This window comes from Streptomyces sp. NBC_01267 (assembly GCF_036241575.1).
Classification (GTDB): Bacteria; Actinomycetota; Actinomycetes; order Streptomycetales; family Streptomycetaceae; genus Streptomyces.
In genome coordinates, this window is sequence record NZ_CP108455.1 from 3,862,229 (window position 1) to 3,883,136 (window position 20,908).

Consider the following 20,908-nt stretch of genomic DNA (forward strand, 5'->3'; position numbering starts at 1 on the left):
GACAGCGGGACCCGTCACGTCCATCGTCCGCCACGCGACGACGGGCCTCGCCGGCCTGGGCCGATGAGGTTCCGAGCGCCCTGGTCGAGTGCGCGGGGCCGTGCACACAGCGCGGCCCCCGGACGCGTCTCACGTCCGGGGGCCGGTCAGCTGCTCGGGCCACTGCGCCCGGCTACGCCCAGGTGATCAGCCGCTTCGGCTGTTCCAGGACTGCTGCGATGTCGGCGAGGAACTTCGAGCCGAGTTCGCCGTCGATGAGGCGGTGGTCGAAGGAGAGCGCCAGGGTGGTGACCTGGCGGGGCTTGACCTTGCCCTTGTGGACCCAGGGCTGGAGCTTGATCGCGCCGACCGCGAGGATCGCGGACTCGCCCGGGTTGAGGATCGGCGTGCCGGTGTCGACGCCGAAGACGCCCACGTTGGTGATGGTCACCGTGCCGCCCTGCATCGCCGCAGGCGACGTCTTGCCCTCGCGGGCCGTGGCGACCAGCTCGCCCAGCGAACGGGCCAGCTCCGGCAGGGTCTTGGCGTGCGCGTCCTTGATGTTCGGCACGAGGAGACCCCGCGGGGTGGCCGCGGCGATGCCCAGGTTCACGTAGTGCTTCTGGACGATCTCCTGGTTCGCCTCGTCCCAGGCCGAGTTCACCGCAGGGTTACGCCGGACCGCGACCAGCACCGCCTTCGCGATCAGCAGCAGCGGGTTCACCCGCAGCCCCTCGAACTCCCGGTCCAGCTTCAGCTCCGCGACCAGCTTCATCGTGCGTGTCACATCGAGCGTCACGAACTCCGTCACATGCGGCGCCGTGAACGCACTGTCCACCATCGCCTGCGCGGTGACCTTCCGAACGCCCTTGACCGGGATACGGGTCTCCCGGGCGTCCGGAGAAACGGGGGCCACCACGGCCACCCGCTCCTGCTCCTGCACCTGTCCCTCCACCACCACCGGCTCCGGCTGCTGCGCGACCGGCGCCGCTGCCGCGTGGATGTCCTCGCGGGTGATGATCCCGTCCGGACCCGACGGCGTGACCGTCGTCAGATCGATGCCCAGGTCCTTGGCCAGCTTGCGGACCGGCGGCTTCGCCAGCGGACGGCCCGAAGTGTGACCGTTCACGGGCACCTCCGGGGCTACGGGCACCGGCGAGGGCGCAGTAGCGGGCGGCGCGTAGTACGTCCCCTCCGGCGCGGCCTCCGGCTCCGGCGCCGCGCCCTTGCGCGGGCGGCGCTTCGTGGAGGACTCGGCGACGCCGTACCCGACCAGGACCGGCTGCCGCGCGGCGGGCTTCGCCGCCTCGCCGGCCGCCTCCGGCTGGTCCGCGACAGCAGCCGCGGGCTCAGCGACGGGCTCGGGTTCCGAACCGGGCGCCCCGCCCACCGTGATGATCACCTGGCCGACATCGACCGTGGTGCCCTCTGCGAACCGCAGCTCACGCACCACCCCGTCGAACGGGATGGGCAGCTCGACCGCCGCCTTCGCCGTCTCGACCTCGCACACGACCTGGCCGTCCGTCACCGTGTCACCCGGCGCGACGTACCACTTGAGGATCTCCGCCTCGGTGAGCCCCTCGCCCACGTCGGGCATCTTGAACTCTCGGACCGGGATCGCAATATCAGTCATGGTCACGGCGCTCCTCAGTACGCAAGCGAGCGGTCGACGGCGTCGAGCACCCGGTCCAGGCCCGGCAGGTACTCGTCCTCCAGGCGCGCCGGCGGGTACGGGACGTGGAATCCGCCGACCCGCAGCACCGGTGCCTCCAGGTGGTAGAAGCACCGCTCGGTGATCCGGGCGGCGATCTCCGCGCCCGTACCGAGGAACACCGGCGCCTCGTGCACCACGACCAGCCTCCGCGTCTTCTCCACCGAGGTCTGCACGGTGTCGAAGTCGATCGGGGACATCGACCGCAGATCGACGACTTCGAGGGACTTGCCCTCCTCGGCCGCCGCTGCCGCCGCCTCCAGGCAGACCTTGACCATCGGGCCGTACGCGGCGAGCGTCAGGTCCGATCCCTCACGGGCGACGCGGGCCTTGTGCAGCTGGTGCGGGATCGCGTCGACATCGACCTCGCCCTTGTCCCAGTATCGTCGCTTCGGCTCGAAGAAGATGATGGGGTCGTCGCTCTGGATGGCCTGCTGCATCATCCAGTACGCGTCCGAAGGATTGGACGGCGAGACGACCTTGAGGCCCGCCACGTGCGCGAAGAGCGCCTCGGGCGACTCGGAGTGGTGCTCGACCGCGCCGATGCCACCGCCGTACGGGATACGGACGACGACCGGGAGCTTGATCTTGCCGAGCGCACGGGCGTGCATCTTCGCCAGCTGCGTGACGATCTGGTCGTACGCCGGGAAGACGAAACCGTCGAACTGGATCTCCACGACCGGGCGGTAGCCGCGCAGGGCCAGACCGATCGCCGTACCGACGATGCCGGACTCGGCGAGCGGGGTGTCGATGACCCGGCCCTCGCCGAAGTCCTTGTGCAGCCCGTCGGTGATCCGGAAGACGCCGCCGAGTTTGCCGACGTCCTCACCCATGATGAGGACCTTGGGGTCGGTGTCGAGCGCCTTGCGCAGCGACTCGTTGAGCGCCTTCGCGATGCTCATGCTTTTCGCGGCCATGATCAGTTGTCCTCCTCGGCCGAGTCGGCGAAGGACGCCTGGTAGGCGGCGAACTGCGCGCGTTCCTCGTCGACCAGCGCGTGGCCGTCCGCATGGGTGTGCTCGAACATGGCCATCGTGTCCGGGTCCGGCATCGACCGGACGGCCTCACGGACCCGCTTGCCGAGCGCTTCGCTCTCGCTCTCCAGCTCGGTGAAGAACGCCTCGTCGGCGAACTTCTGCTTCTCCAGGTACGTCTTCAGCCGCTGGATCGGGTCCTTGGCCTCCCACGCCGACCGCTCGTCGTCCGAGCGGTACTTCGTCGGGTCGTCGGACGTGGTGTGCGCACCCATCCGGTACGTGAACGCCTCCACCAGCGTGGGGCCCTCACCCCGGCGGGCCCGCTCCAGCGCCGACCTGGTGACGGCCAGGCAGGCCAGGACGTCGTTACCGTCGACCCGAACGCCGGGGAAGCCGAAGCCCTGGGCCCGCTTGTAGAGCGGCACCCGCATCTGCTTCTCGGTGGGCTCGGAGATCGCCCACTGGTTGTTCTGGCAGAAGAAGACCACCGGGGCGTTGTAGACCGCCGAGAAGGTGAACGCCTCCGCCACGTCGCCCTGGCTGGACGCGCCGTCACCGAAGTACGCGACGACCGCGGAGTCCGCGCCGTCCTTGGCGATGCCCATCGCGTAGCCGGTCGCGTGCAGCGTCTGCGAACCGATGACGATGGTGTACAGGTGGAAGTTGTTGCTGTTGGGGTCCCAGCCGCCGTGATTCACACCGCGGAACATGCCCAGCAGATTGGTGGGGTCGACCCCACGGCACCAGGCGACGCCGTGCTCCCGGTAGGTCGGGAAGACGTAGTCGTCGTCCCGCAGGGCCCGGCCCGAACCGATCTGGGCGGCTTCCTGGCCGAGCAGCGAGGCCCACAGGCCCAGCTCCCCCTGGCGCTGCAGGGAGGTGGCCTCGGCGTCGAAGCGGCGCGTCAGGACCATGTCCCGGTAGAGACCGCGCAGCTCCTCTGGCGTGAGATCCACTTCGTACTCGGGGTGCTCGATGCGCTCGCCCTCGGGCGTCAGCAGCTGTACGAGCTGGGGCTCGGACGCCTGCGGCGTCTTCGCGGCGCCGGCTCGCTTGCTGCTGCGTCGCGGCTTGCGCGGCGCGGCAGTGCTCTCCACGGTCACGTGCGTGCTCCTCCGTCGGTCCGGCCCCCGGGGTTGCCGGTAAGGCCAGTGCGGCTCGCCTGGATCCGTACCCCCGCACGGGGTGGGTGCGAAAAGGCCGGAACAGGCGTGACAGGTGCCCCGGCGAGCACCCTGTCAAAGGCACGTTACCCAGTGCGTCGCGGAACTGCGAAACCCCATTTGACCTGCGATTTTGCTTGGATTTCCAAGTAAATCGAAAAATGGGCGAACAATCACTGGTCACAGCCTTGCAGGCCGCCGGAACAGGGGCACGTTATAACGCGCACCCCGGGCACGGGAAGAGTTCGTGTGGGAAACTGGTTTCCGTGCGCGAAGACGGAAAAATCAGTGTATTTCTCCTTGATGACCATGAAGTGGTCCGTCGTGGGGTTCATGAGCTTCTGGCGCTCGAAGAGGACATCGAGATCGTCGGCGAGGCGGGCACCGCGGCGGACGCCCTCGCCCGGATCCCCGCCACCAGACCCGATGTCGCGGTGCTCGACGTACGGCTGCCGGACGGCAGCGGGGTCGAGGTCTGCCGCGAGATCCGCTCGGCCGACGAGAACATCAAATGTCTGATGCTGACCTCTTTCTCCGACGACGAGGCGCTTTTCGACGCGATCATGGCGGGCGCGTCCGGCTACGTACTGAAGGCGATCCGCGGCAGTGAGCTGCTCTCGGCCGTACGGGATGTCGCGGCCGGGAAGTCGCTGCTCGATCCGGTGGCCACCGCCCGGGTGCTGGAGCGGCTCCGCGACGGTGGCAGCAGCAAACGGGACTCCCGGCTGGCGAGCCTCACCGACCAGGAACGCAAGATTCTCGATCTGATCGGCGAGGGACTGACGAACCGGGTCATCGGCGAGCGGCTGCATCTCGCAGAGAAAACGATCAAGAATTACGTCTCCAGTCTGCTCTCCAAGCTGGGCATGGAACGGCGCTCCCAGGCCGCCGCGTTCGTGGCCCGCATCCAGGCCGAACGGAACTGAGACGGCGCCGGTCTCCCGTACGGGACCGAGCTGATCTCCCTCAGCGGCCCGGACGGCTCCTCGCCGAACCGGCGTCGGTCCGCCCCGGAACCGAGTCGGTTCCGCGCAACTTATTCGGGACCTATGTCCCGAATCCTGAGGCAGCTGTCCCCTTACGGGCATCGCGCCCGGGGCGGACAGTGGAAGCCATGCCCATCGAGGAACTCCGCGCCATCGCCCTGCTCAGCCGTGTGTCGTACGGCCGGGTCTCCGCCAGCATGCGCGCGCTGCCCTTCCTGGCCGTCGCCCAGCACATCGTGTCGGACGGCTGCGTCGTCCTGCGGATGCACGCGGGCCACGGGCACCACGATGCCTGCGCGGGAAGCGTCGTCGCCTACGCGGCCGACAACCTGGGCTCCGGGGACGCACACCTCTGGTCGGTCCAGTTCACCGGCACCGCCGAACTGACCAAGCCCGCACCGGAGGAGTTCGCCCGCTTCGAACCGGCCCCCGCGGAGGTGAACGGGGAACCGTACGAGGCGGTCTATCTGCGCATCAGGCCCCAGTTCGCGACGCTGGACCGGATGGAGTACCCGGCTTCGGACTCCCTCACACCCCTCTCCGTGATCTGACGCACGCTCTGCGTGATCTAACATCTGGCGAGTGCCGCGCTCATATGCAACACCGCCCGTGAAGGATCTACTGCGCCGCTACGGATCCGCGGGCTCCCCACTCTCCTGCGAACCCGTCGCCCAGGGCCTGCTGAACCGCGGCTACCGCCTTGCCACCACCCACGGCGACTTCTTCCTCAAGCACCATCTCGACGGCGACCCGGCCGCGATCAGCCGCCAGCACCGCGCCACCCAGCGCCTGCAGGCCCTCGGGGTCCCCGTCGCCCCGCCCCTGGCCGACACGGACGGCGACACCGTCACCGTGCTCGGCGGCCGGTGCTACGCGCTCCACCCCTGGATCGACGGACGGCACCGGGACGGCGCCCAGCTCTCCACGGCGGGTTCACAGCGGCTCGGCGCGCTGCTGGGGCTGGTGCACACCGGCCTGGAACAGGTGATGGAGGCCGAGACGGCCCCGCCCGAGCACGAGAGTGCCGACCCCTCGGACACCTTCGACGTCATCGACGCGCTGCTGGGCCTGGCAGGCGGGCGCTCCGCCCGGGACACCTTCGACGAGCTGGCGGAGCACCGCCTCCGGGAGCGCCGGAGGCTCCTGGAACGGCACGCGCACCGCAGGCCGCCGCCGGGCACCGCGCGCGGCTGGGTGCACGGGGACTTCCATCCGCTGAATCTGCTCTACCGGGGCGCCGAGCCCGCCGCGATCATCGACTGGGACCGACTGGGCGTGAAACCGCGCGCCGAGGAAGTGGTGCGGGCCGCGGTGATCTTCTTCGTGCAGCCCACCGGCGAACTGGAACTGGCCAAGGTGCGGGCGTACGCCCGCGCGTACCGGCGGGCAGCCGCCGTCTGCGCCACGGAACTGGCCGCGGCCGTACACCGGGTGTGGTGGGAGCGGCTGAACGACTTCTGGATACTGCGCTGGCGCTACCAGCTCCACGACCGCAGGGCCGACCCGCTGTTCCCCGCGGCGTCGGCCCTGGTGGTGTGGTGGACCCGCGAGTACGAGGCGGTGTGCGAGGCCTTCGCGAGCTGACCGAGCAGGTCGGACAGGTCGGGCAGGTCGGCTCGCGAAGGGCGGCTCGGGCGGATCCCCGGTTCGGGCAGGTCAGTTGCCGGGAGCGGCCGTACCGCCGCCGGCCGGGTCGCCGCCCGCGCCGGTGGTGGTCGTACCCGTGCCCGAGGTGGTGCCGTCGGTGGTCGACCCGTCGGTGGTGGACCCGGTGCTCGTCGCACCACCGTCCTGGTTTCCACCGCTCTGGGACCCCGAGGACGTGGAACCCTCGCTCCCCGAACCGCCGTTCTGGTTCCCGCCGTTCTGCTTCCCGCCCGTGGACGAGCTCCCGCTGCTGGACGAACCACCGGACGTCGAGGGCGGCGGCGAGGAGGGCTCCCCGGGGTCCGACTCGCTCGGGGTGTTCGACGGGGTGTACGACGGCCGGTCCGGGTACTGGCCGCCGCTCGACGTGCCGGGGGCCGAGGTGTCCGGGCTGGAGTCGTCCGTCGGGGTGTCGCTCGGCTTCTTGGTGTCCGACTGCGTGGGCGACGGCGACTTGTCGGTGGTCGAACCACCGGTGCCGTTGATGCCCCAGCCGCCCATCGCGAAGACGACGCCCGCCACGACGGCGATCACCGCGAGCGCGGCGACCACCCACAACCAGCCACGCCCGCCCCGGCCGTTGCCGTCACCGTCGTACGAACCGTCGTCCGGGTTCATCGGCGGCAGGATCGGGCCCTGCGAGGTGTCGCCGTGCTGCGGGTGACCGAGCGCCGTGGTGGCCGCGGTGCCCATCGCCGGGGTGTGGCTGCCCTCGTGCATGGCCACCGGGCCGGTGTTCCACGTCCCCGTGTGACCGCCCTGCTGCTGGAGCATCTGGAGCGAGTACGCGACCAGGGCCCGCATCTCCTCGGCGCTCTGGAACCGGTCGTCCGGGTCCTTCGCGAGGGAGCGCATGACGAGCCCGTCGAGCTCCGGCGGCACCGCGCCCGCCACCTGCGACGGCGGGACCGGCATGTCCTGGACGTGCTGGTAGACCACCGACAGCGGGGTCTCGCCGGTGAACGGGGGCCGCAGCGCGAGCAGTTCGTACAGCAGGCAGCCCGTGGCGTACAGGTCGGACCGGTGGTCGACGGCCTTGCCGAGCGCCTGCTCGGGGGAGAGGTACTGCGGCGTCCCCATGACCATGCCGGTCTGGGTCATCGTCGACGCGGCCCCGTGCAGGGCGCGGGCGATACCGAAGTCCATCACCTTGACCGCGCCGGCGTCCGTGATGATCACGTTGGCGGGCTTGATGTCGCGGTGCACGATGCCGTGCTGATGGGAGTATGCGAGCGCTTCGAGCACGCCGGAGACGATGATCAGCGCCTGCTCGGGCGGCGGGGCCTCGGCGTTCATCAGCAGATCGCGGATGGTGCGGCCCTCGACCAGCTCCATCACGATGTACGGGACGGTGTTGCCGCCCCAGTAGTCCTCGCCCGAGTCGTACACCGCGACCACCGCGTGGTGGTTCAGACCGGCGACCGACTGTGCCTCGCGGGTGAACCGGGCCTTGGAGACCGGGTCCTCGGCGAGATCGGAACGGAGTAGCTTGACAGCCACGGTGCGGCCGAGCCGCACGTCCTCGGCCGCGAACACCTCGGCCATGCCACCGCGGCCCAGCCGGTAGGTCAGCCGGTAACGGCCGTCGCCGACGAGTCCGCCGACGCCCCACGACTCCGGCGAGTCCGACACCCCGCCGCCGCCTGCCTCGGATTCGGGTGCCATCAGTCCTCGCCGTCGTGTCGGTTCCGCGTCAGCGGTGGTACGCGCATGGTGCTCGGTGGTCCGTGTGGCCCAGTACCACGTCACGCTACAGGTTCGGCGGCAGGGCCCGGTCCGGCAATGACCGGCCATCAAACCCGCAATCGCATCGCCCATGCAAATTCGACGGGCTTCCTGTAACGCTTGCGAGACGCTTGATACGCGTACGGTCACGGAACGGGCACCCCGCTTGACGTCCCCCTGGCCTCGGGCAGACTTTCCCCGTACGTCAGGATCAGCAGGCAACGATCCGCACGCGACATCGGGCCACGTCAGTGCGCCGAGGGGGAGCCACGTCATGAGCCAGGACGGCGCGCAGGGCCGCTACGCGGGAGATTCCGTCGCCGGGGGGCGCTACCAGCTGCGGGACCTGCTCGGCGAGGGCGGCATGGCGTCCGTGTACCTGGCGTACGACGCGGCCCTGGACCGTCAGGTCGCCATCAAGACGCTCCATACGGAGCTGGGGCGCGAGCAGTCGTTCCGCGAACGGTTCCGGCGCGAGGCCCAGGCGGTCGCCAAGCTCTCCCACACCAACATCGTCTCGGTCTTCGACACCGGCGAGGACACCCTCGGCGACGCGCTGATGCCGTACATCGTCATGGAGTACGTGGAGGGGCAGCCGCTCGGCTCCGTGCTCCAGGCGGACATCACCCGGTACGGCGCGATGCCCGCCGACAAGGCGCTCAAGATCACCGCCGATGTGCTGGCCGCGCTGGAGGCCAGCCACGAGATGGGTCTGGTCCACCGGGACATCAAGCCGGGCAACGTGATGATGACCAAGCGCAACGTGGTCAAGGTCATGGACTTCGGCATCGCCCGCGCCATGCAGTCCGGCGTCACCTCGATGACGCAGACCGGCATGGTCGTGGGCACCCCGCAGTACCTCTCGCCCGAGCAGGCGCTGGGCCGCGGGGTGGACGCGCGGTCCGACCTCTACTCGGTCGGCATCATGCTCTTCCAGCTGCTGACCGGCCGCCTGCCGTTCGACGCGGACTCGCCGCTGGCGATCGCGTACGCGCATGTGCAGGAGGAGCCGGTCGCTCCCTCGTCCATCAACCACTCGGTCCCCCCGGCGGTCGACGCGCTGGTCGCGCGGGCGCTGAAGAAGAACCCGAACGAGCGGTTCCCCTCGGCGGCGGCCATGAGCGACGAGTGCATGCGGGTGATGGCGGCCGGCCGGGCCGCCGCCGCCCCGGTGATCATCGGGGGCGGCCCCGCCTCCAGCGGCGCGGGTGTCGGCTCCGCGGTCTTCCCGCCGGTGGACTCCTCGCTGCCGCAGAGCGGCCAGGTCCAGACGCCGTACCAGCCGGGCCCGTACGGCCCGCCGACCCCGGCACCCGTGCCCGCCCCGGACCCGTCGTACGGCTACCCCCAGCAGGGCGGCTACCCGGCACCGGCACCGCAGCCCCAGCCGTACGCACCGCAGCCGCAGTACGGGATGCAGACCCCGCCGCCGTACGCCATCTCGCCGGCCGCGCCCGGGCGGAACGGCTCAGGGGGCGGCAGGCGGAACACCTCGGTCATGGTCGGCGCGGTCGTGGTGGTGCTGCTGGTCGTCGGCGGCGTGCTCGCGACGATGCACTTCAACAACAAGAAGGACGACAACAGCGCGGCCGGCGACCCCAGCGCCGGCGCATCGGCGAAGCCGGGCCACCGGGGACCCGAGCGGAACCGGACGATCGACCCGACGAAGTGCACGTCCCCGTCCGCGGGCGCCACCGATCCGAGCAAGATCCTGGTGCCCAACTTCCAGTACAAGGACATCCGGTCGGTGAAGGACTGCGCCCAGAAAGCGGGCTGGCACCTCACCATTCAGGACGTCCCCAACGGGCAGTGGGCGCAGGACGTCATCGTCAGCCAGTACCCGGCGGCGAGCACCAACGTCGACCCCAAGGACCTCACCATCACGGTGCAGGTCTCCACAGGGGACGCACCGTAGGTCTGTAGGTCTGTAGGTCGGCAGAACAGCGGGCCCCGTACACATTTCGGTGTGTGCGGGGTCTTTTGCTGTTCCTGAGATGCCGGAAATGTTCTGGGATGTGACGCTGGATTCGTTGTTGCTTTCTGCCTTCCGCCGGGAAAGAGGGGCCCCAGTGATCGGTCTGGTGGCGTGTGCCGTGCTTCTGTCCCCGGCGGCGGTGTACGCCGAAGCCCCCTCGCCCGGAATCAGCCTGCCGACGGCGCCGAGCGCGGCGGCGGACGCGGTTCCCGGCGCCGCGGCGGGGGCGCTTCCCGGCGCGGTCCCGGGCGCGGTTCCCGGCGAGATCCCCCGGGCGGTTCCCGGCGTCGCCCCCGGTGCCGTACCGGGCGCCGCCCCGAGCGTCGCACCGAGCCGTGGCCCGCACGGTGGCCACGGCCCGGCGAAGACCCGCCCCGGCACCGGCCGCCCCTCCGCCCACGCGGCGCCCGGCGCGACCCCCGCGCCCTCGCTCGCCGGCGGGCGGGCCGGGGTGGGGCGCACCCGGCCGGGCCGGACCACCGGCCCCTCCGTCCCGCCCTCCACCTCGCCCGGACTCAGCGCCCGCCCGAGCGCGGCGGCCCGGGTGAAGGTGTCGCCGCCCGCGCCCGCACCGGTCCGACGGACGGCCGCACACCAGCCCCTGGCCCCCAGCAGCGCCGAGGACGCCTGGACACCGGCCTCCACCCCCACCCCGGTCCACACCCCCAGCGGCGCAGCGGTCGCCGCCCAGGAGTCCGCGCCCCAGACCGTCGCACGGTCCAGCTCACTGCCGGCGCGCGTAGGGGCGCTGGGGGCCGGACTCACCCTGGTCGGGCTCGGCCTCGGCTTCCTGGGCATGCGACTGCGCAGGTGAACGGAGTTTGCATCCACCGGCATACTCGGTATACATACTGAGTATGTCAATCCGTCACGGGCTACTGGCCCTCCTGGAACGTGGCCCCCGCTACGGCTCCCAACTCCGTACCGAGTTCGAGTCCCGCACCGGTGCCACCTGGCCCCTGAACGTCGGGCAGGTCTACACGACCCTCAGCCGTCTGGAGCGCGACGGACTGGTCTCCCAGGACTCCGAGGACGACGCGGGCCACGCGCTGTACGCCATCACCGACGAGGGCCGTACCGAACTGCGGGGCTGGTACGGAGCCCCCGTCGACCGCACCAGTCCGGCCCGCGACGAGCTGGCCATCAAGCTCGCCATGGCCGTCGGGGCGCCCGGCGTGGACATCCGCGCGGTGATCCAGGCCCAGCGCCATCACACGGTGAAGGCGATGCAGGACTACACCAGGCTCAAGGCCCAGGCCCTGGAGACGGCCCCGGCCAACCGCGACGAGGTGGCCTGGCTGCTCGTCCTGGAACAGCTGATCTTCCAGGCGGAGGCGGAGGCCCGCTGGCTCGACCACTGCGAGTCCCGCCTGGTCCGCCTCGCGGAAGCAGCGCAGACGGACCCGCTCCCCACCGCGCCGGGACAGAAGCCGGCAGCCAAGAAGCTGCGCGCCAAGTCCCGGCGCTGACCGGACGCGCGGCCCCGCCCGCTCGCGCACCGAGCGCGCCGGGCCGCGTACCGGGGCGCTGTCCGGCCACCCGAACCGGACCCGCACCGGCCGCACATCCCACGCACGCCCCGGCACGTCCAGCCCCGCCCGGCCCGCCCGGAGCCGCAGCACAACGCCTGCGGACGGCGCACGGACCCGGCCCGAGGGCAGCGCCGACCGACCACCGTGACCCACACACCCACCCCCAGGGGGACCCGTGCTCGCACCAGCCGTCACACCACCCGTACTGGAACTGCGTAACCTCACCCGCACCCACGGCACAGGAATCGCCGAGGTACACGCCCTGCGCGGAGTGAACATCTCCGTCCACGCGGGCGAACTCGTCGCCGTCATGGGCCCGTCGGGCTCCGGCAAGTCCACCCTGCTGACCCTGGCAGGCGGTCTGGACACGGCGACTTCCGGCCAAGTGATCATCGAGGGCCAGGACATCGGCGCTCTCAGCCACAAGCAGATATCCGCGCTGCGCCGCCGCAGCGTCGGCTACGTCTTCCAGGACTACAACCTCATCCCCGCCCTCACCGCCGCGGAGAACGTGGCGCTGCCCCGCGAACTCGACGGCATATCCGTCCGCAAAGCCCGCAAAGAGGCCAGGGACGCGCTCGCGGAGATGAACCTCGCCGACGTGACCGACCGTTTCCCCGACGAGATGTCAGGCGGCCAGCAGCAGCGGGTGGCCATCGCCCGCGCGCTCGTCGGCGACCGGCGCCTCGTACTCGCCGACGAGCCGACCGGCGCCCTGGACTCCGAGACCGGGGAGACCGTGCTGGCCCTGCTCCGCAACCGCTGCGACGCGGGCGCGGCGGGCGTCATGGTCACGCACGAACCGCGGTACGCCGCCTGGGCCGACCGCGTCGTGTTCCTGCGCGACGGCTCGGTGGTCGACCAGACCCTGACCGTGGGCGCCGATTCGCTGCTCACCGCCGAGGGTGCCCAGTGAGCGCTCTCTCGGGATGGCGCGCCGCCATCCGTATCGCCCGCCGGGACGCGCTACGGGCCAAGGGCCGAAGTGCCCTGGTCGTGGCCATGATCGCGCTGCCGGTGCTCGGCGTCACGGCCGCCGACATCACCTACCACAGCGCCTCCCTGACCACGGCCGAGAAGCTGAGCGCCGAACTGGGCTCCGCCGACGCCCTGTTCCGTGACCCCTCCATGGGAGGTGGTCCGATCGAGCAGATGCCGGAGATGGATCCGTACCAGCCGGTCGACCAGGACTCAACGGGTACGAAGCCCGACTCCGCGGTGGATCTCGCCGCCGTGCTGCCGCCCGGCGCGAAGAGCATCACGCAGCAGTACATGAATGCCACCGTCACTACCAAGTACGGCATCAAGAACACCGCACTCACCGAGCTGAAGACCGCCGACCCGCTGGTGCGCGGCATGATCGAGCTGGTGAACGGCCGCTTCCCGAAGACCGACAGCGAGATGGTCGCCAATGAGGCCTTCCTGAAGTCGTCCGGTCTGCACATCGGCTCGCAGACCACGGTCCGCGGCGCCGGCAGGACCTTCACGATCACCGGCTCGGTGGAACTTCCCGCCGATCTGAAGCACGACTACCTGTACGTCAACCCCGGTGCTCTCATCGCCCCTTGGAAGCAGGCCGCCGCCAAGGACAGGACCATGGAGGAGCCCCAGGCCGGCACCGTCGACCTGCTCGTCAAGACCGCCGGAAGCACCGGCGTGAGCTGGAAGGACGTCCTGGCGGCCAACAAGAAGGGCGTCCTCGTCGAGTCCCGCCGGGTCTTCCTCGACCCGCCGCCGCTCTCCGAGGTCCCGATGGCCTCGCACGGGAGCTACCAGGCGCCCGGCAAGGGCATGAAGGTCACCGCGGCGCTGGCGACCGTCGTCGCCATGGCGATGCTGGAGATCGTGCTGCTCGCCGGACCGGCCTTCGCGGTCGGCGCCCGCCGCTCACGACGCCAGCTCGGCCTCGTCGGGACCTGCGGCGGGAACCGCAGGCACATCCGCGCCGTGGTGCTCTCCGGAGGGCTCGTCCTGGGCGCCGCGGGCGCCGTGGCAGGCACGATCGTCGGCCTCGGCCTGACCTACCTGCTCCGTCCGCTGATCGAGAGCTGGGCCGGCCAGCGCTTCGGCACCATCGAGCTCCACTCCGGAGAACTGCTCGGCATCGCGGTGATCGGCCTGGTCACCGGCGTGCTGGCCGCGCTGGCCCCGGCGATCGTGGCGGGCCGTCAGCCGATCCTCGAATCCCTCACGGGCCGCCGCGGGGTGCGCCGCTCCTCGCGCGTGATGCCGGTGCTCGGGCTCATCGCCATCGGGGTCGGCCTCTGCCTGGCCGTCCTCGGCGGTCTCAGCGGTCGCGCCACGAGCGTGTCTGTCGGCTCGGTCATCGCCGAACTCGGCGTCCTCGCCTGTATCCCGGTCATCGTCGGCTCGCTCGGAAAGCTCGGCCGCTTCTTCCCGCTCTCCCCGCGGCTCGCCCTGCGCGACGCGGCCCGCAACCGGGGCCGTACGGCGCCCGCGGTCGCCGCGGTGATGGCCGCGGTCGCGGGCACCATCGCGATCTCGACGTACACCGCGAGCACCCAGGCGGAGCAGGACTACGGCAGGCACTCATCGGTACCCAAGGGCGTCGTCTCGATCAACGCCGACACCTACGGGGAGCGCGCCGACCCGGCCAGGGCACTGGCGCTCGCCCGCAAGGTCGCCGAACGCGACCTGCCCGTGAAGGGCGCACCCGCCACCATCAACCGGGTGTGGGCGGGCAGCGACTGCAACCACTTCCCGGACGCGGACACCTCGAACTGCGGCGCGCTGGACCTGGTCAGGCCGGCGGCGAACAACTGCCCGCTCCTCGCGGCCGGCGGCAAGACCCTCGCCGCCAAGCTCTCCGCCGACGAGCACAAGAAGCTGGTGAACTCGCCGAAGTGCAAGGACGCGGAGTACCCCGACACCATGTTCGGCAATGACGGCGAGATCGTCGTCGGGGACGCTGCGGTGCTGCGCGTCTACGCCGGCATGAAGGACCCGGCGGCGGAGAAGGCGCTGGCTGCGGGCGTGCCCGTACTCCTCAACAACGCGTACGCCGACGCGGACGGCAAGGCCACCGTCAAGGCCCTCCACAGCTACATCGCCGAGGACAAGCAGAACCGGAAGCTGCACCCCGGCAAGGCCAGGAGCACCGTCACCAGGCTCGCCGTGTACAAGGCGGCCGACCGTTACGCGGCGACCCCGGGCATCCGCATGGTCATGCCGCAGGCCACCGCCGACCGGCTGGGCCTCCACTACGGACCCACCCTCAACGTCTACGCGACGACGCAGACGCCGACCGACGCGCAGGTGCAGCACTTCAACGACGGTGTGTCCCAGGCCGGAAACGGTGTCAGCCTCCAGCAGAACGACACCTCGTCCGGCACCACCGACATCACCATGCTGATCCTCGCCCTGTTCTCCGGTGTGGTGACCCTGGGTGCCGCGGCCATCACCACCGGCCTGGCGAAGGCCGATGCCGAGGCCGACCTGACGACGCTCAGCGCCATCGGCGCCCCGCCCCGCGTACGGCGCACGCTCAGCGGCTTCCAGTGCGCGGTGGTCGCGGGCACGGGCGTCCTGCTCGGCACCGCGGCAGGCGTGGTGCCCGCCATCGCGGTCCGGCTGACCGACATGCACCGGGCGCTGGCCAACATGCGGCTGCACCCGATGGACTCCGCGTACACGCCGATCGTGCTGCCGTGGCAGACCATCGGCATCCTCGCCCTGGCGGTCCCGGTCCTGGCCGGCCTGCTGGCCGGTGTCTTCGTCCGGTCCCGCCTGGTCCTCGCCAGACGCGCGGGGTGACGGGAGGACGGTGATGACGGGGTGACGGGGGGTGCACGGACGGTACGCATGGTGACACGCGGGGTGGATCACCCGGGATCGGGGGCACCACCTGCTCATGGAGTACGTGTGCGAGACAATGTCCCCATGGAGATGCCGAGGAGTGAACGGTCGGAACAGTCGCAGGAGCACCCTCAAGTCCTCGTCGTGGGACAGGACGGGATGGCACTCGGCGGCGGCGCCGGCGGTGACGACGAGTCGCGCGAGGTCCCAGTGACAGAAATGGTGGAGCAGCCCGCGAAGGTCATGCGCATCGGCAGCATGATCAAACAGCTCCTGGAGGAGGTCCGGGCGGCTCCTCTCGACGAGGCGAGCCGCGTCCGTCTGAAGGACATCCATGCCTCGTCGGTGAAGGAGCTGGAGGACGGCCTGGCCCCCGAGCTGGTGGAGGAGCTGGAACGCCTCTCCCTCCCCTTCACCGACGAGACCATCCCTTCGGAAGCGGAACTGCGCATCGCGCAGGCCCAGTTGGTGGGATGGCTGGAAGGTCTCTTCCACGGTATCCAGACGGCCCTGTTCGCCCAGCAGATGGCAGCACGGGCGCAGTTGGAGCAGATGCGCCGGGCCCTCCCGCCCGGCGCGGGCGGCCACGAGGACGACGACGAGGAAGGCGGCCACGGAGCGATCCGCTCGGGCCCCTACCTGTAAGCGGCACCACCCCGAACCGATGCCACGGACACCGAGGCCCGGCCCCCTACGCGTGAGCGGGGGCCGGGCCTCGGCTGTGCCGGAGCCGTGTCGCCCCCTTCCGGAAGGGGGGAGCCGACCGGACAGGTCCCAGCCGATACGGAGGCGGGCGGTACGGAGGCGGTACGGAGGTCGCGAGGCCCGTTACGCCCGCAACAGCACCTTGCCCACGTGCACCCCGGAATCCAGCACCCGGTGCCCCTCTGCCGCCAGAGCCATCGGCAGTTCCTGGTCCACCACGGGCCGTACCCGTCCCGCCGAGATCAGCGGCCAGACGTGCTCCCGCACGGCGGCGACGATCGCCGCCTTCTCACCGAGCGGCCGTGCCCGCAGCGACGTGGCCGTCACTGCCCCGCGCTTCGCCAGCAGGGTCGCGAGATTCAACTCGCCCTTCACACCGCCCTGCATGCCGATCACCGCGAGACGTCCGTTGACCGCGAGCGCGTTCACGTTCCGGTCCAGGTACTTCGCGCCGACGATGTCGAGAATGACGTCCGCCCCCGCGCCGCCGGTGGCCTTGCTGATCTCCTCCACGAAGTCCTGCTCGCGGTAGTCGATCAACACGTCGGCCCCCAACTCGGCACAGCGGGCCAGCTTCTCCTGGCTGCCCGCGGTAACCGCGACCCGCGCCCCCACCGCCTTGCCGAGCTGGATCGCCATCGTGCCGATCCCGCTCGACCCGCCGTGCGCCAACAGCGTCTCGCCGGGCCGCAGATGAGCCACCATGAAGACGTTGGACCAGACCGTGCAGACCACCTCGGGCAGCCCGGCAGCCGTGACGAGGTCGACCCCGTCCGGCACCGGCAGCAACTGCCCCACCGGCACGGCGACCTTCTCCGCGTACCCGCCGCCACCCAGCAGTGCGCACACCTCGTCACCGACGGCCCACCCCGCGACCCCGGGCCCGAGGGCCGCGATGCGCCCGGAGCATTCGAGACCGGGGTACCGCGACGCGCCCGGCGGCGGATCGTAGAAGCCCTGACGTTGCAACACATCGGCGCGGTTGACTGCGGACGCCACCACCTCGACGAGGACTTCGCCCTCGCCGGGGACGGGGTCAGGCACCTCGGCCCAGACAAGCGCCTCGGGACCGCCAGGTTCGGGGATCGTGATCGCATGCATGAGCGCGAGGCTACTCCGCACCGGGCCCGGCGAGGCCACTCGGCGCCGGACCGGGCGAGCAACCGTTCGGAGCCGGACCGGTTGAGATCGGCGCCGGACCGGGTTTGAGGCTGCCCGACGCCGGACCGGGTGCGGCTGGCCGGTACCGGACCGGGTGCGGCTACTCGGTGCCAAACCGGGTGCGGCTACTCGGTGCCGGACCCGGCAGCGGTGGGGGACGCCCGTACGATCGCGATCACCCGATCGGTGAGCTGCAAAGGACTGGCCTCGGGGTTGTCGTAACCGAGCAGCCGGTGCCCCCGCTTCACCGAGACGACCAGATCGTTCGCGTCCCGGACGTTCCGCCCCACCTCGGCCTTTATGACGGGCCGTTCGACCAGGTCGAGGCCGCTGCCCTGCTGGATCAGGTCCTCCATCACCGTGCCGGCGCTCGGGCTGAGCACGGAGAGGCCGAGCAGACGGCCCGCCGCACTGGCGCTGGTGATGACGGCGTCCGCGCCGGACTGCCGCAGCAACGGCGCGTTCTCCTCCTCCCGCACGGCCGCAACGATCTTCGCCCCACGGTTGAGCTGACGCGCCGTGAGCGTGACCAGGACCGCGGTGTCGTCCCGCTGTGTGGCGATCACGATCTGCCGGGCGCGCTGCAACTCTGCGCGAAGCAGCACATCGCTGCGGGTCGCATCGCCGACGACCCCCGCGAACCCTTCGGCGTTGGCGGCCTCGATGACCTTGCTGTTGGGGTCGACGACGACGATCTGCTCCCTCCGCAGGCCCGTCGCACACAGCGTCTGCATCGCGGAGCGGCCCTTCGTACCGAATCCGATGACGACGGTGTGGTCACGCAAGCGGAGCCTCCAGCGGTTCAGCCGCCACTCCTCCCGAGTGCGCTCGGTGAGCACTTCGAGAGTGGTGCCGACCAGGATGATCAGGAACAGCACGCGCAGCGGCGTGACGACCAGGATGTTGGTGAGCCTCGCGCCGTCGCTGTACGGGACGATGTCGCCGTAACCGGTCGTCGAGAGGGTGACGGTGGCGTAGTAGAACGCGTCGAGCAGATCGACCTTCTCGTCGGCGGCGTCGTGGTACCCGCCGCGGTCGAACCAGACGATGAGGGCGGTCACCACCAGCACCAGCAGCGCGATCAGCAACCGCCTGCCGACCTGGCGGAGCGGGCGCTCGACCACCCGGCGCGGCAGCTTCACGCGGCGGGTCACCGACTGCTCGCCCGCCTGTCGGTCGAGGGCGTCATGGCCGGGAAGTTTCACGTGAAACACTCCCCCGCCCACGGCAGATCAAGGATCTGCAACATCTGCCCCGTTCGCGCACCGCCGGGCGGCACGACGGCGAGTCCGTCGGCTGCGGCGATGCCACGGAGCATGGCAGGCCCGTGGAAGTGCAGCGGGACGACCGTGTCCGCACGGTGCACCACGGGCACGAGTCGGGTGTCGTACGGATGACCGTGCACCTCTTCGGATACGGGTACGGCGTAGGCCTCTGCGGCAGCACGGCCGGAGAGCGTACGCAGCAACGGTTCGGCGAGCGTCAGCAGGCCCGACACGGCAGCGAGGGGATTGCCGGGGAGCCCGACCAGATGCCGCCCGCCGGTCAGCCGGGCCAGCAGCATGGGGTGCCCGGGGCGCACCGCGACGCTGTCGACCAGCAGCTCGGCACCGGCCTTGTCCAGGATCGGATGGACATGGTCGACGGGCCCCGAGGCCGTACCTCCCGTGGTGATGACCAGGTCTGCCTCGGAAGTGGTGACGGCGTACTGAAGGGCGTCGGCGTCGTCTCCGAGACGGCGCGTGGCCAGCACCTCGGCGCCCAGGGTTCGCAGCCAGGGGCCGATCATCGGGCCCAGGGCGTCCCGGATCAGTCCGTCGTGGGGGAGTCCGGCCACCAGCAACTCATCGCCGAGGACCAGGACTTCCACCCGGGGCCGGGGAAGCACGAGCAGTTCGTCGTACCCGGCTGCCGCTGCCAGACCGAGCACCGCCGGCGTCACCAGGGAGCCCGTCGGCAGCAGGAGGTCGCCGGAGCGGCACTCCTGGCCACGGGGTCGGATGTCCTGCCCGGGAAGAATGTCGCGCTGGGCGTGCAGCTGATTCGTGTGCTCGTCCGCACGGGCGTGCTCGCTGCGGATCACAGCGGTCGAGTCGGGCGGGACCCGGGCGCCGGTCGCGATCCGTACGGCGTCACCGTCGGCGAGGCGCTCCGGCTCGGACCGGCCAGCGAGGATGCCGCCACCGCCGCCACCGTCGGTCCGCCAGGGCCCGGGGCCCGCGACCGCCCAGCCGTCCATGGCCGAGGTGTCGAACGACGGCAGATCGGTAAGAGCGACAAGAGGCTCGCCGAGGACGAGCCCCAGCGCCCGATCCAGCGGCGTACGACGGGGGGCCACGGCTCCCGTCCGGCCGACCCGCGCGGCGCGGGCGCGGGCCGCCTCCCAGGGAGCGGCCTTGTGCGGCTCCGACGAAGCAGGCTGCGGCACGGTGGGCGCCTCCCTGCCGACGAGCGCGAGTGCTTCGTCGAGATCTCGGTCCTGCTGCTCGGTCATCCGGCGTCGGTCCCCTTGGCCCCATCGGCCTTGCTGCCCCGGTCGGCCCCTGCTGTCCCTTCAGCCCTGACTGTCCCTGCAGGCTTGGCTGTCCCCGCAGGCTTGGCTGTCTCTTCCGTCCCGTCCGTCTCGTCCGCCCATCGGTTGGCGAGCGCCACGGCCTTGCGCGCCGCGTCGGCAACGGCCTGCGGACCGTCCTTCTCCGCCTTGGCCGCCGCGTACCCCACCAGGAACGTGGTCAGCGGCGCGGCCGGCCTGGCGACACCGTGGGCGGCGTCACGGGCGAGGTCGAGGAGAACGCCGGTGTCGACATCGAGGTCGATGCCGAGTTCGGCCTTGACTGCAGTGATCCATTCATCAAGCACATGCCCATGCTCCCTGATACGCGCCCGGGCCGACACAACGTCTTGCCAGGTGTCGCAGTCGAACGCGGCAGAGGGTCCGGCAGCGATCCGGGCGAGGTCGAGTTCAGCGGTGAGCAGCCGCAGTGGAAGCCCGGTGAGCGAACCGTGCTCGGTGGCGAGCAGGGCGAGTTCCCGGCGCAGGGGTTCGGTGCGATAGACGGCGACGAGTGGTTGGTCCCGGCCTCCGGGGTCGGTGAGCAGCACCCCTTCGTGTGGCCCCCCGCCGAGAGCGTCCAGCAGCGCCGGTACGGTCTGCTCCCCCAGGAACGGCAGATCGGCGGAGAGCACGAGCACGATCTCGGCCGACACCTTCCGCACCCCGGCCCCGAGCGCCGCCAACGGCCCCCCGCCGGGCGGCTCTTCGCCGGTCCAGGCGACGGGCCTTACGGTCGCCCGCCGCCCCCCGACGACCACGGTGGTCCGGGCACCGCGGCAGGCCACGAGCACCCGGTCGAGCAGCGCGAGGCCACCCACGGTGAGACCGGGCTTGTCGGCGCCGCCGAGCCGCTTGGCAGCCCCTCCGGCGAGCACGACGGCGTCATACAAGGTCATCCCGCGAGTATGAGCCGCGCAACGGCTCAGCGGAACGGTCCGGCGCCGTCCACGACGCCCCCGCACAGCCCCGCGGCACAC

Annotated in this window: 17 protein-coding genes; 9 read left to right on the top strand and 8 right to left on the bottom strand. The window is 71.0% G+C overall.

Features of this window, described 5'->3' with window-relative positions; genetic code table 11:
- Positions 1–172 precede the first annotated feature (172 nt).
- The 3 genes from OG709_RS17750 to pdhA are packed head-to-tail and all read right to left on the bottom strand — an operon-like array spanning position 173 to position 3,770.
- The gene (locus OG709_RS17750; RefSeq protein ID WP_329166881.1) at positions 173–1,612 is read right to left on the bottom strand and encodes a dihydrolipoamide acetyltransferase family protein; all 1,440 of its coding nucleotides are present in this window, start codon (positions 1,610–1,612) and stop codon (positions 173–175) included.
- 14 nt (positions 1,613–1,626) lie between these two features.
- Positions 1,627–2,607, bottom strand: coding sequence for an alpha-ketoacid dehydrogenase subunit beta (locus OG709_RS17755; RefSeq protein WP_250302422.1), 981 nt, complete (start codon positions 2,605–2,607; stop codon positions 1,627–1,629).
- A gap of 2 nt (positions 2,608–2,609) precedes the next feature.
- Positions 2,610–3,770 (bottom strand): pyruvate dehydrogenase (acetyl-transferring) E1 component subunit alpha, encoded by a 1,161-nt coding sequence (gene pdhA / locus OG709_RS17760; RefSeq protein WP_250302421.1) that lies wholly within the window; start codon positions 3,768–3,770, stop codon positions 2,610–2,612.
- 326 nt (positions 3,771–4,096) lie between these two features.
- On the opposite strand from pdhA, the gene OG709_RS17765 reads away from it, so the two are divergent.
- The 3 genes from OG709_RS17765 to OG709_RS17775 all read left to right on the top strand — a co-directional run bounded on the left by OG709_RS17765 (position 4,097) and on the right by OG709_RS17775 (position 6,400).
- The gene (locus tag OG709_RS17765) at positions 4,097–4,756 is read left to right on the top strand and encodes a response regulator (protein ID WP_250302420.1); all 660 of its coding nucleotides are present in this window, start codon (positions 4,097–4,099) and stop codon (positions 4,754–4,756) included.
- A 188-nt stretch (positions 4,757–4,944) separates the two neighbouring features.
- On the top strand, positions 4,945–5,367 hold the full coding sequence (locus tag OG709_RS17770; protein WP_250302419.1) for a pyridoxamine 5'-phosphate oxidase family protein: 423 nt from the start codon (positions 4,945–4,947) through the stop codon (positions 5,365–5,367).
- Positions 5,368–5,398: 31 nt separating this feature from the next.
- A complete protein-coding gene (locus OG709_RS17775) occupies positions 5,399–6,400 on the top strand; it encodes a phosphotransferase (RefSeq protein WP_250302418.1) in 1,002 nt (333 codons plus the stop codon).
- A 72-nt stretch (positions 6,401–6,472) separates the two neighbouring features.
- Here the strand turns inward: OG709_RS17775 and OG709_RS17780 are convergent, their stop codons facing one another.
- Positions 6,473–8,128 carry a protein kinase domain-containing protein gene (locus tag OG709_RS17780; RefSeq protein ID WP_250302417.1) on the bottom strand — a complete coding sequence of 552 codons (1,656 nt, stop codon included), beginning with the start codon at positions 8,126–8,128 and terminating at the stop codon, positions 6,473–6,475.
- 334 nt (positions 8,129–8,462) lie between these two features.
- On the opposite strand from OG709_RS17780, the gene OG709_RS17785 reads away from it, so the two are divergent.
- The 6 genes from OG709_RS17785 (at position 8,463) to OG709_RS17810 (ending at position 16,156) form a co-directional block, all read left to right on the top strand.
- Positions 8,463–10,103: a Stk1 family PASTA domain-containing Ser/Thr kinase gene (locus OG709_RS17785; RefSeq protein WP_266641987.1), complete on the top strand. Its 1,641-nt coding sequence runs from the start codon at positions 8,463–8,465 to the stop codon at positions 10,101–10,103.
- A 178-nt stretch (positions 10,104–10,281) separates the two neighbouring features.
- Complete coding sequence (locus OG709_RS17790) at positions 10,282–10,977, top strand: hypothetical protein (protein ID WP_266641986.1); 696 nt, start codon at positions 10,282–10,284, stop codon at positions 10,975–10,977.
- A 43-nt stretch (positions 10,978–11,020) separates the two neighbouring features.
- Positions 11,021–11,632, top strand: a complete 612-nt coding sequence (locus OG709_RS17795; protein WP_250302415.1) for a PadR family transcriptional regulator — start codon at positions 11,021–11,023, stop codon at positions 11,630–11,632.
- A gap of 238 nt (positions 11,633–11,870) precedes the next feature.
- On the top strand, positions 11,871–12,611 hold the full coding sequence (locus OG709_RS17800) for an ABC transporter ATP-binding protein (RefSeq protein WP_250302414.1): 741 nt from the start codon (positions 11,871–11,873) through the stop codon (positions 12,609–12,611).
- Positions 12,608–15,469, top strand: coding sequence for an ABC transporter permease (locus OG709_RS17805; RefSeq protein WP_329166886.1), 2,862 nt, complete (start codon positions 12,608–12,610; stop codon positions 15,467–15,469). Before OG709_RS17800 ends, OG709_RS17805 begins: the two co-directional genes overlap by 4 nt.
- Positions 15,470–15,595: 126 nt before the next feature.
- Positions 15,596–16,156, top strand: a complete 561-nt coding sequence (locus OG709_RS17810) for a bacterial proteasome activator family protein (protein WP_284348643.1) — start codon at positions 15,596–15,598, stop codon at positions 16,154–16,156.
- A gap of 183 nt (positions 16,157–16,339) precedes the next feature.
- Here OG709_RS17810 and OG709_RS17815 read toward each other — a convergent pair whose 3' ends face one another.
- The 4 genes from OG709_RS17815 to OG709_RS17830 form a co-directional block, all read right to left on the bottom strand.
- Positions 16,340–17,317 carry an NAD(P)H-quinone oxidoreductase gene (locus tag OG709_RS17815; protein ID WP_250302412.1) on the bottom strand — a complete coding sequence of 326 codons (978 nt, stop codon included), beginning with the start codon at positions 17,315–17,317 and terminating at the stop codon, positions 16,340–16,342.
- A 185-nt stretch (positions 17,318–17,502) separates the two neighbouring features.
- A complete protein-coding gene (locus tag OG709_RS17820; RefSeq protein WP_250302411.1) occupies positions 17,503–18,582 on the bottom strand; it encodes a potassium channel family protein in 1,080 nt (359 codons plus the stop codon).
- Positions 18,579–19,871, bottom strand: a complete 1,293-nt coding sequence (locus OG709_RS17825; protein WP_329166891.1) for a molybdopterin molybdotransferase MoeA — start codon at positions 19,869–19,871, stop codon at positions 18,579–18,581. The genes OG709_RS17820 and OG709_RS17825 overlap by 4 nt, the downstream gene beginning before the upstream one ends.
- The gene (locus OG709_RS17830; RefSeq protein WP_326694431.1) at positions 19,868–20,827 is read right to left on the bottom strand and encodes a DUF6457 domain-containing protein; all 960 of its coding nucleotides are present in this window, start codon (positions 20,825–20,827) and stop codon (positions 19,868–19,870) included. Before OG709_RS17830 ends, OG709_RS17825 begins: the two co-directional genes overlap by 4 nt.
- Positions 20,828–20,908: the final 81 nt, after the last annotated feature.

What these genes read in the sequence shown, in the direction of transcription:
- OG709_RS17770 (WP_250302419.1), top strand. Translation starts at nt 4,945, where the DNA reads ATGCCCATCGAGGAACTCCGCGCCATCGCCCTGCTCAGCCGTGTGTCG.
- OG709_RS17795 (WP_250302415.1), top strand. Translation starts at nt 11,021, where the DNA reads ATGTCAATCCGTCACGGGCTACTGGCCCTCCTGGAACGTGGCCCCCGC.
- OG709_RS17780 (WP_250302417.1), bottom strand. Translation starts at nt 8,128, where the DNA reads ATGGCACCCGAATCCGAGGCAGGCGGCGGCGGGGTGTCGGACTCGCCG.
- OG709_RS17785 (WP_266641987.1), top strand. Translation starts at nt 8,463, where the DNA reads ATGAGCCAGGACGGCGCGCAGGGCCGCTACGCGGGAGATTCCGTCGCC.
- OG709_RS17825 (WP_329166891.1), bottom strand. Translation starts at nt 19,871, where the DNA reads ATGACCGAGCAGCAGGACCGAGATCTCGACGAAGCACTCGCGCTCGTC.
- OG709_RS17755 (WP_250302422.1), bottom strand. Translation starts at nt 2,607, where the DNA reads ATGGCCGCGAAAAGCATGAGCATCGCGAAGGCGCTCAACGAGTCGCTG.
- OG709_RS17830 (WP_326694431.1), bottom strand. Translation starts at nt 20,827, where the DNA reads ATGACCTTGTATGACGCCGTCGTGCTCGCCGGAGGGGCTGCCAAGCGG.
- OG709_RS17810 (WP_284348643.1), top strand. Translation starts at nt 15,596, where the DNA reads ATGGAGATGCCGAGGAGTGAACGGTCGGAACAGTCGCAGGAGCACCCT.
- OG709_RS17815 (WP_250302412.1), bottom strand. Translation starts at nt 17,317, where the DNA reads ATGCATGCGATCACGATCCCCGAACCTGGCGGTCCCGAGGCGCTTGTC.
- OG709_RS17750 (WP_329166881.1), bottom strand. Translation starts at nt 1,612, where the DNA reads ATGACTGATATTGCGATCCCGGTCCGAGAGTTCAAGATGCCCGACGTG.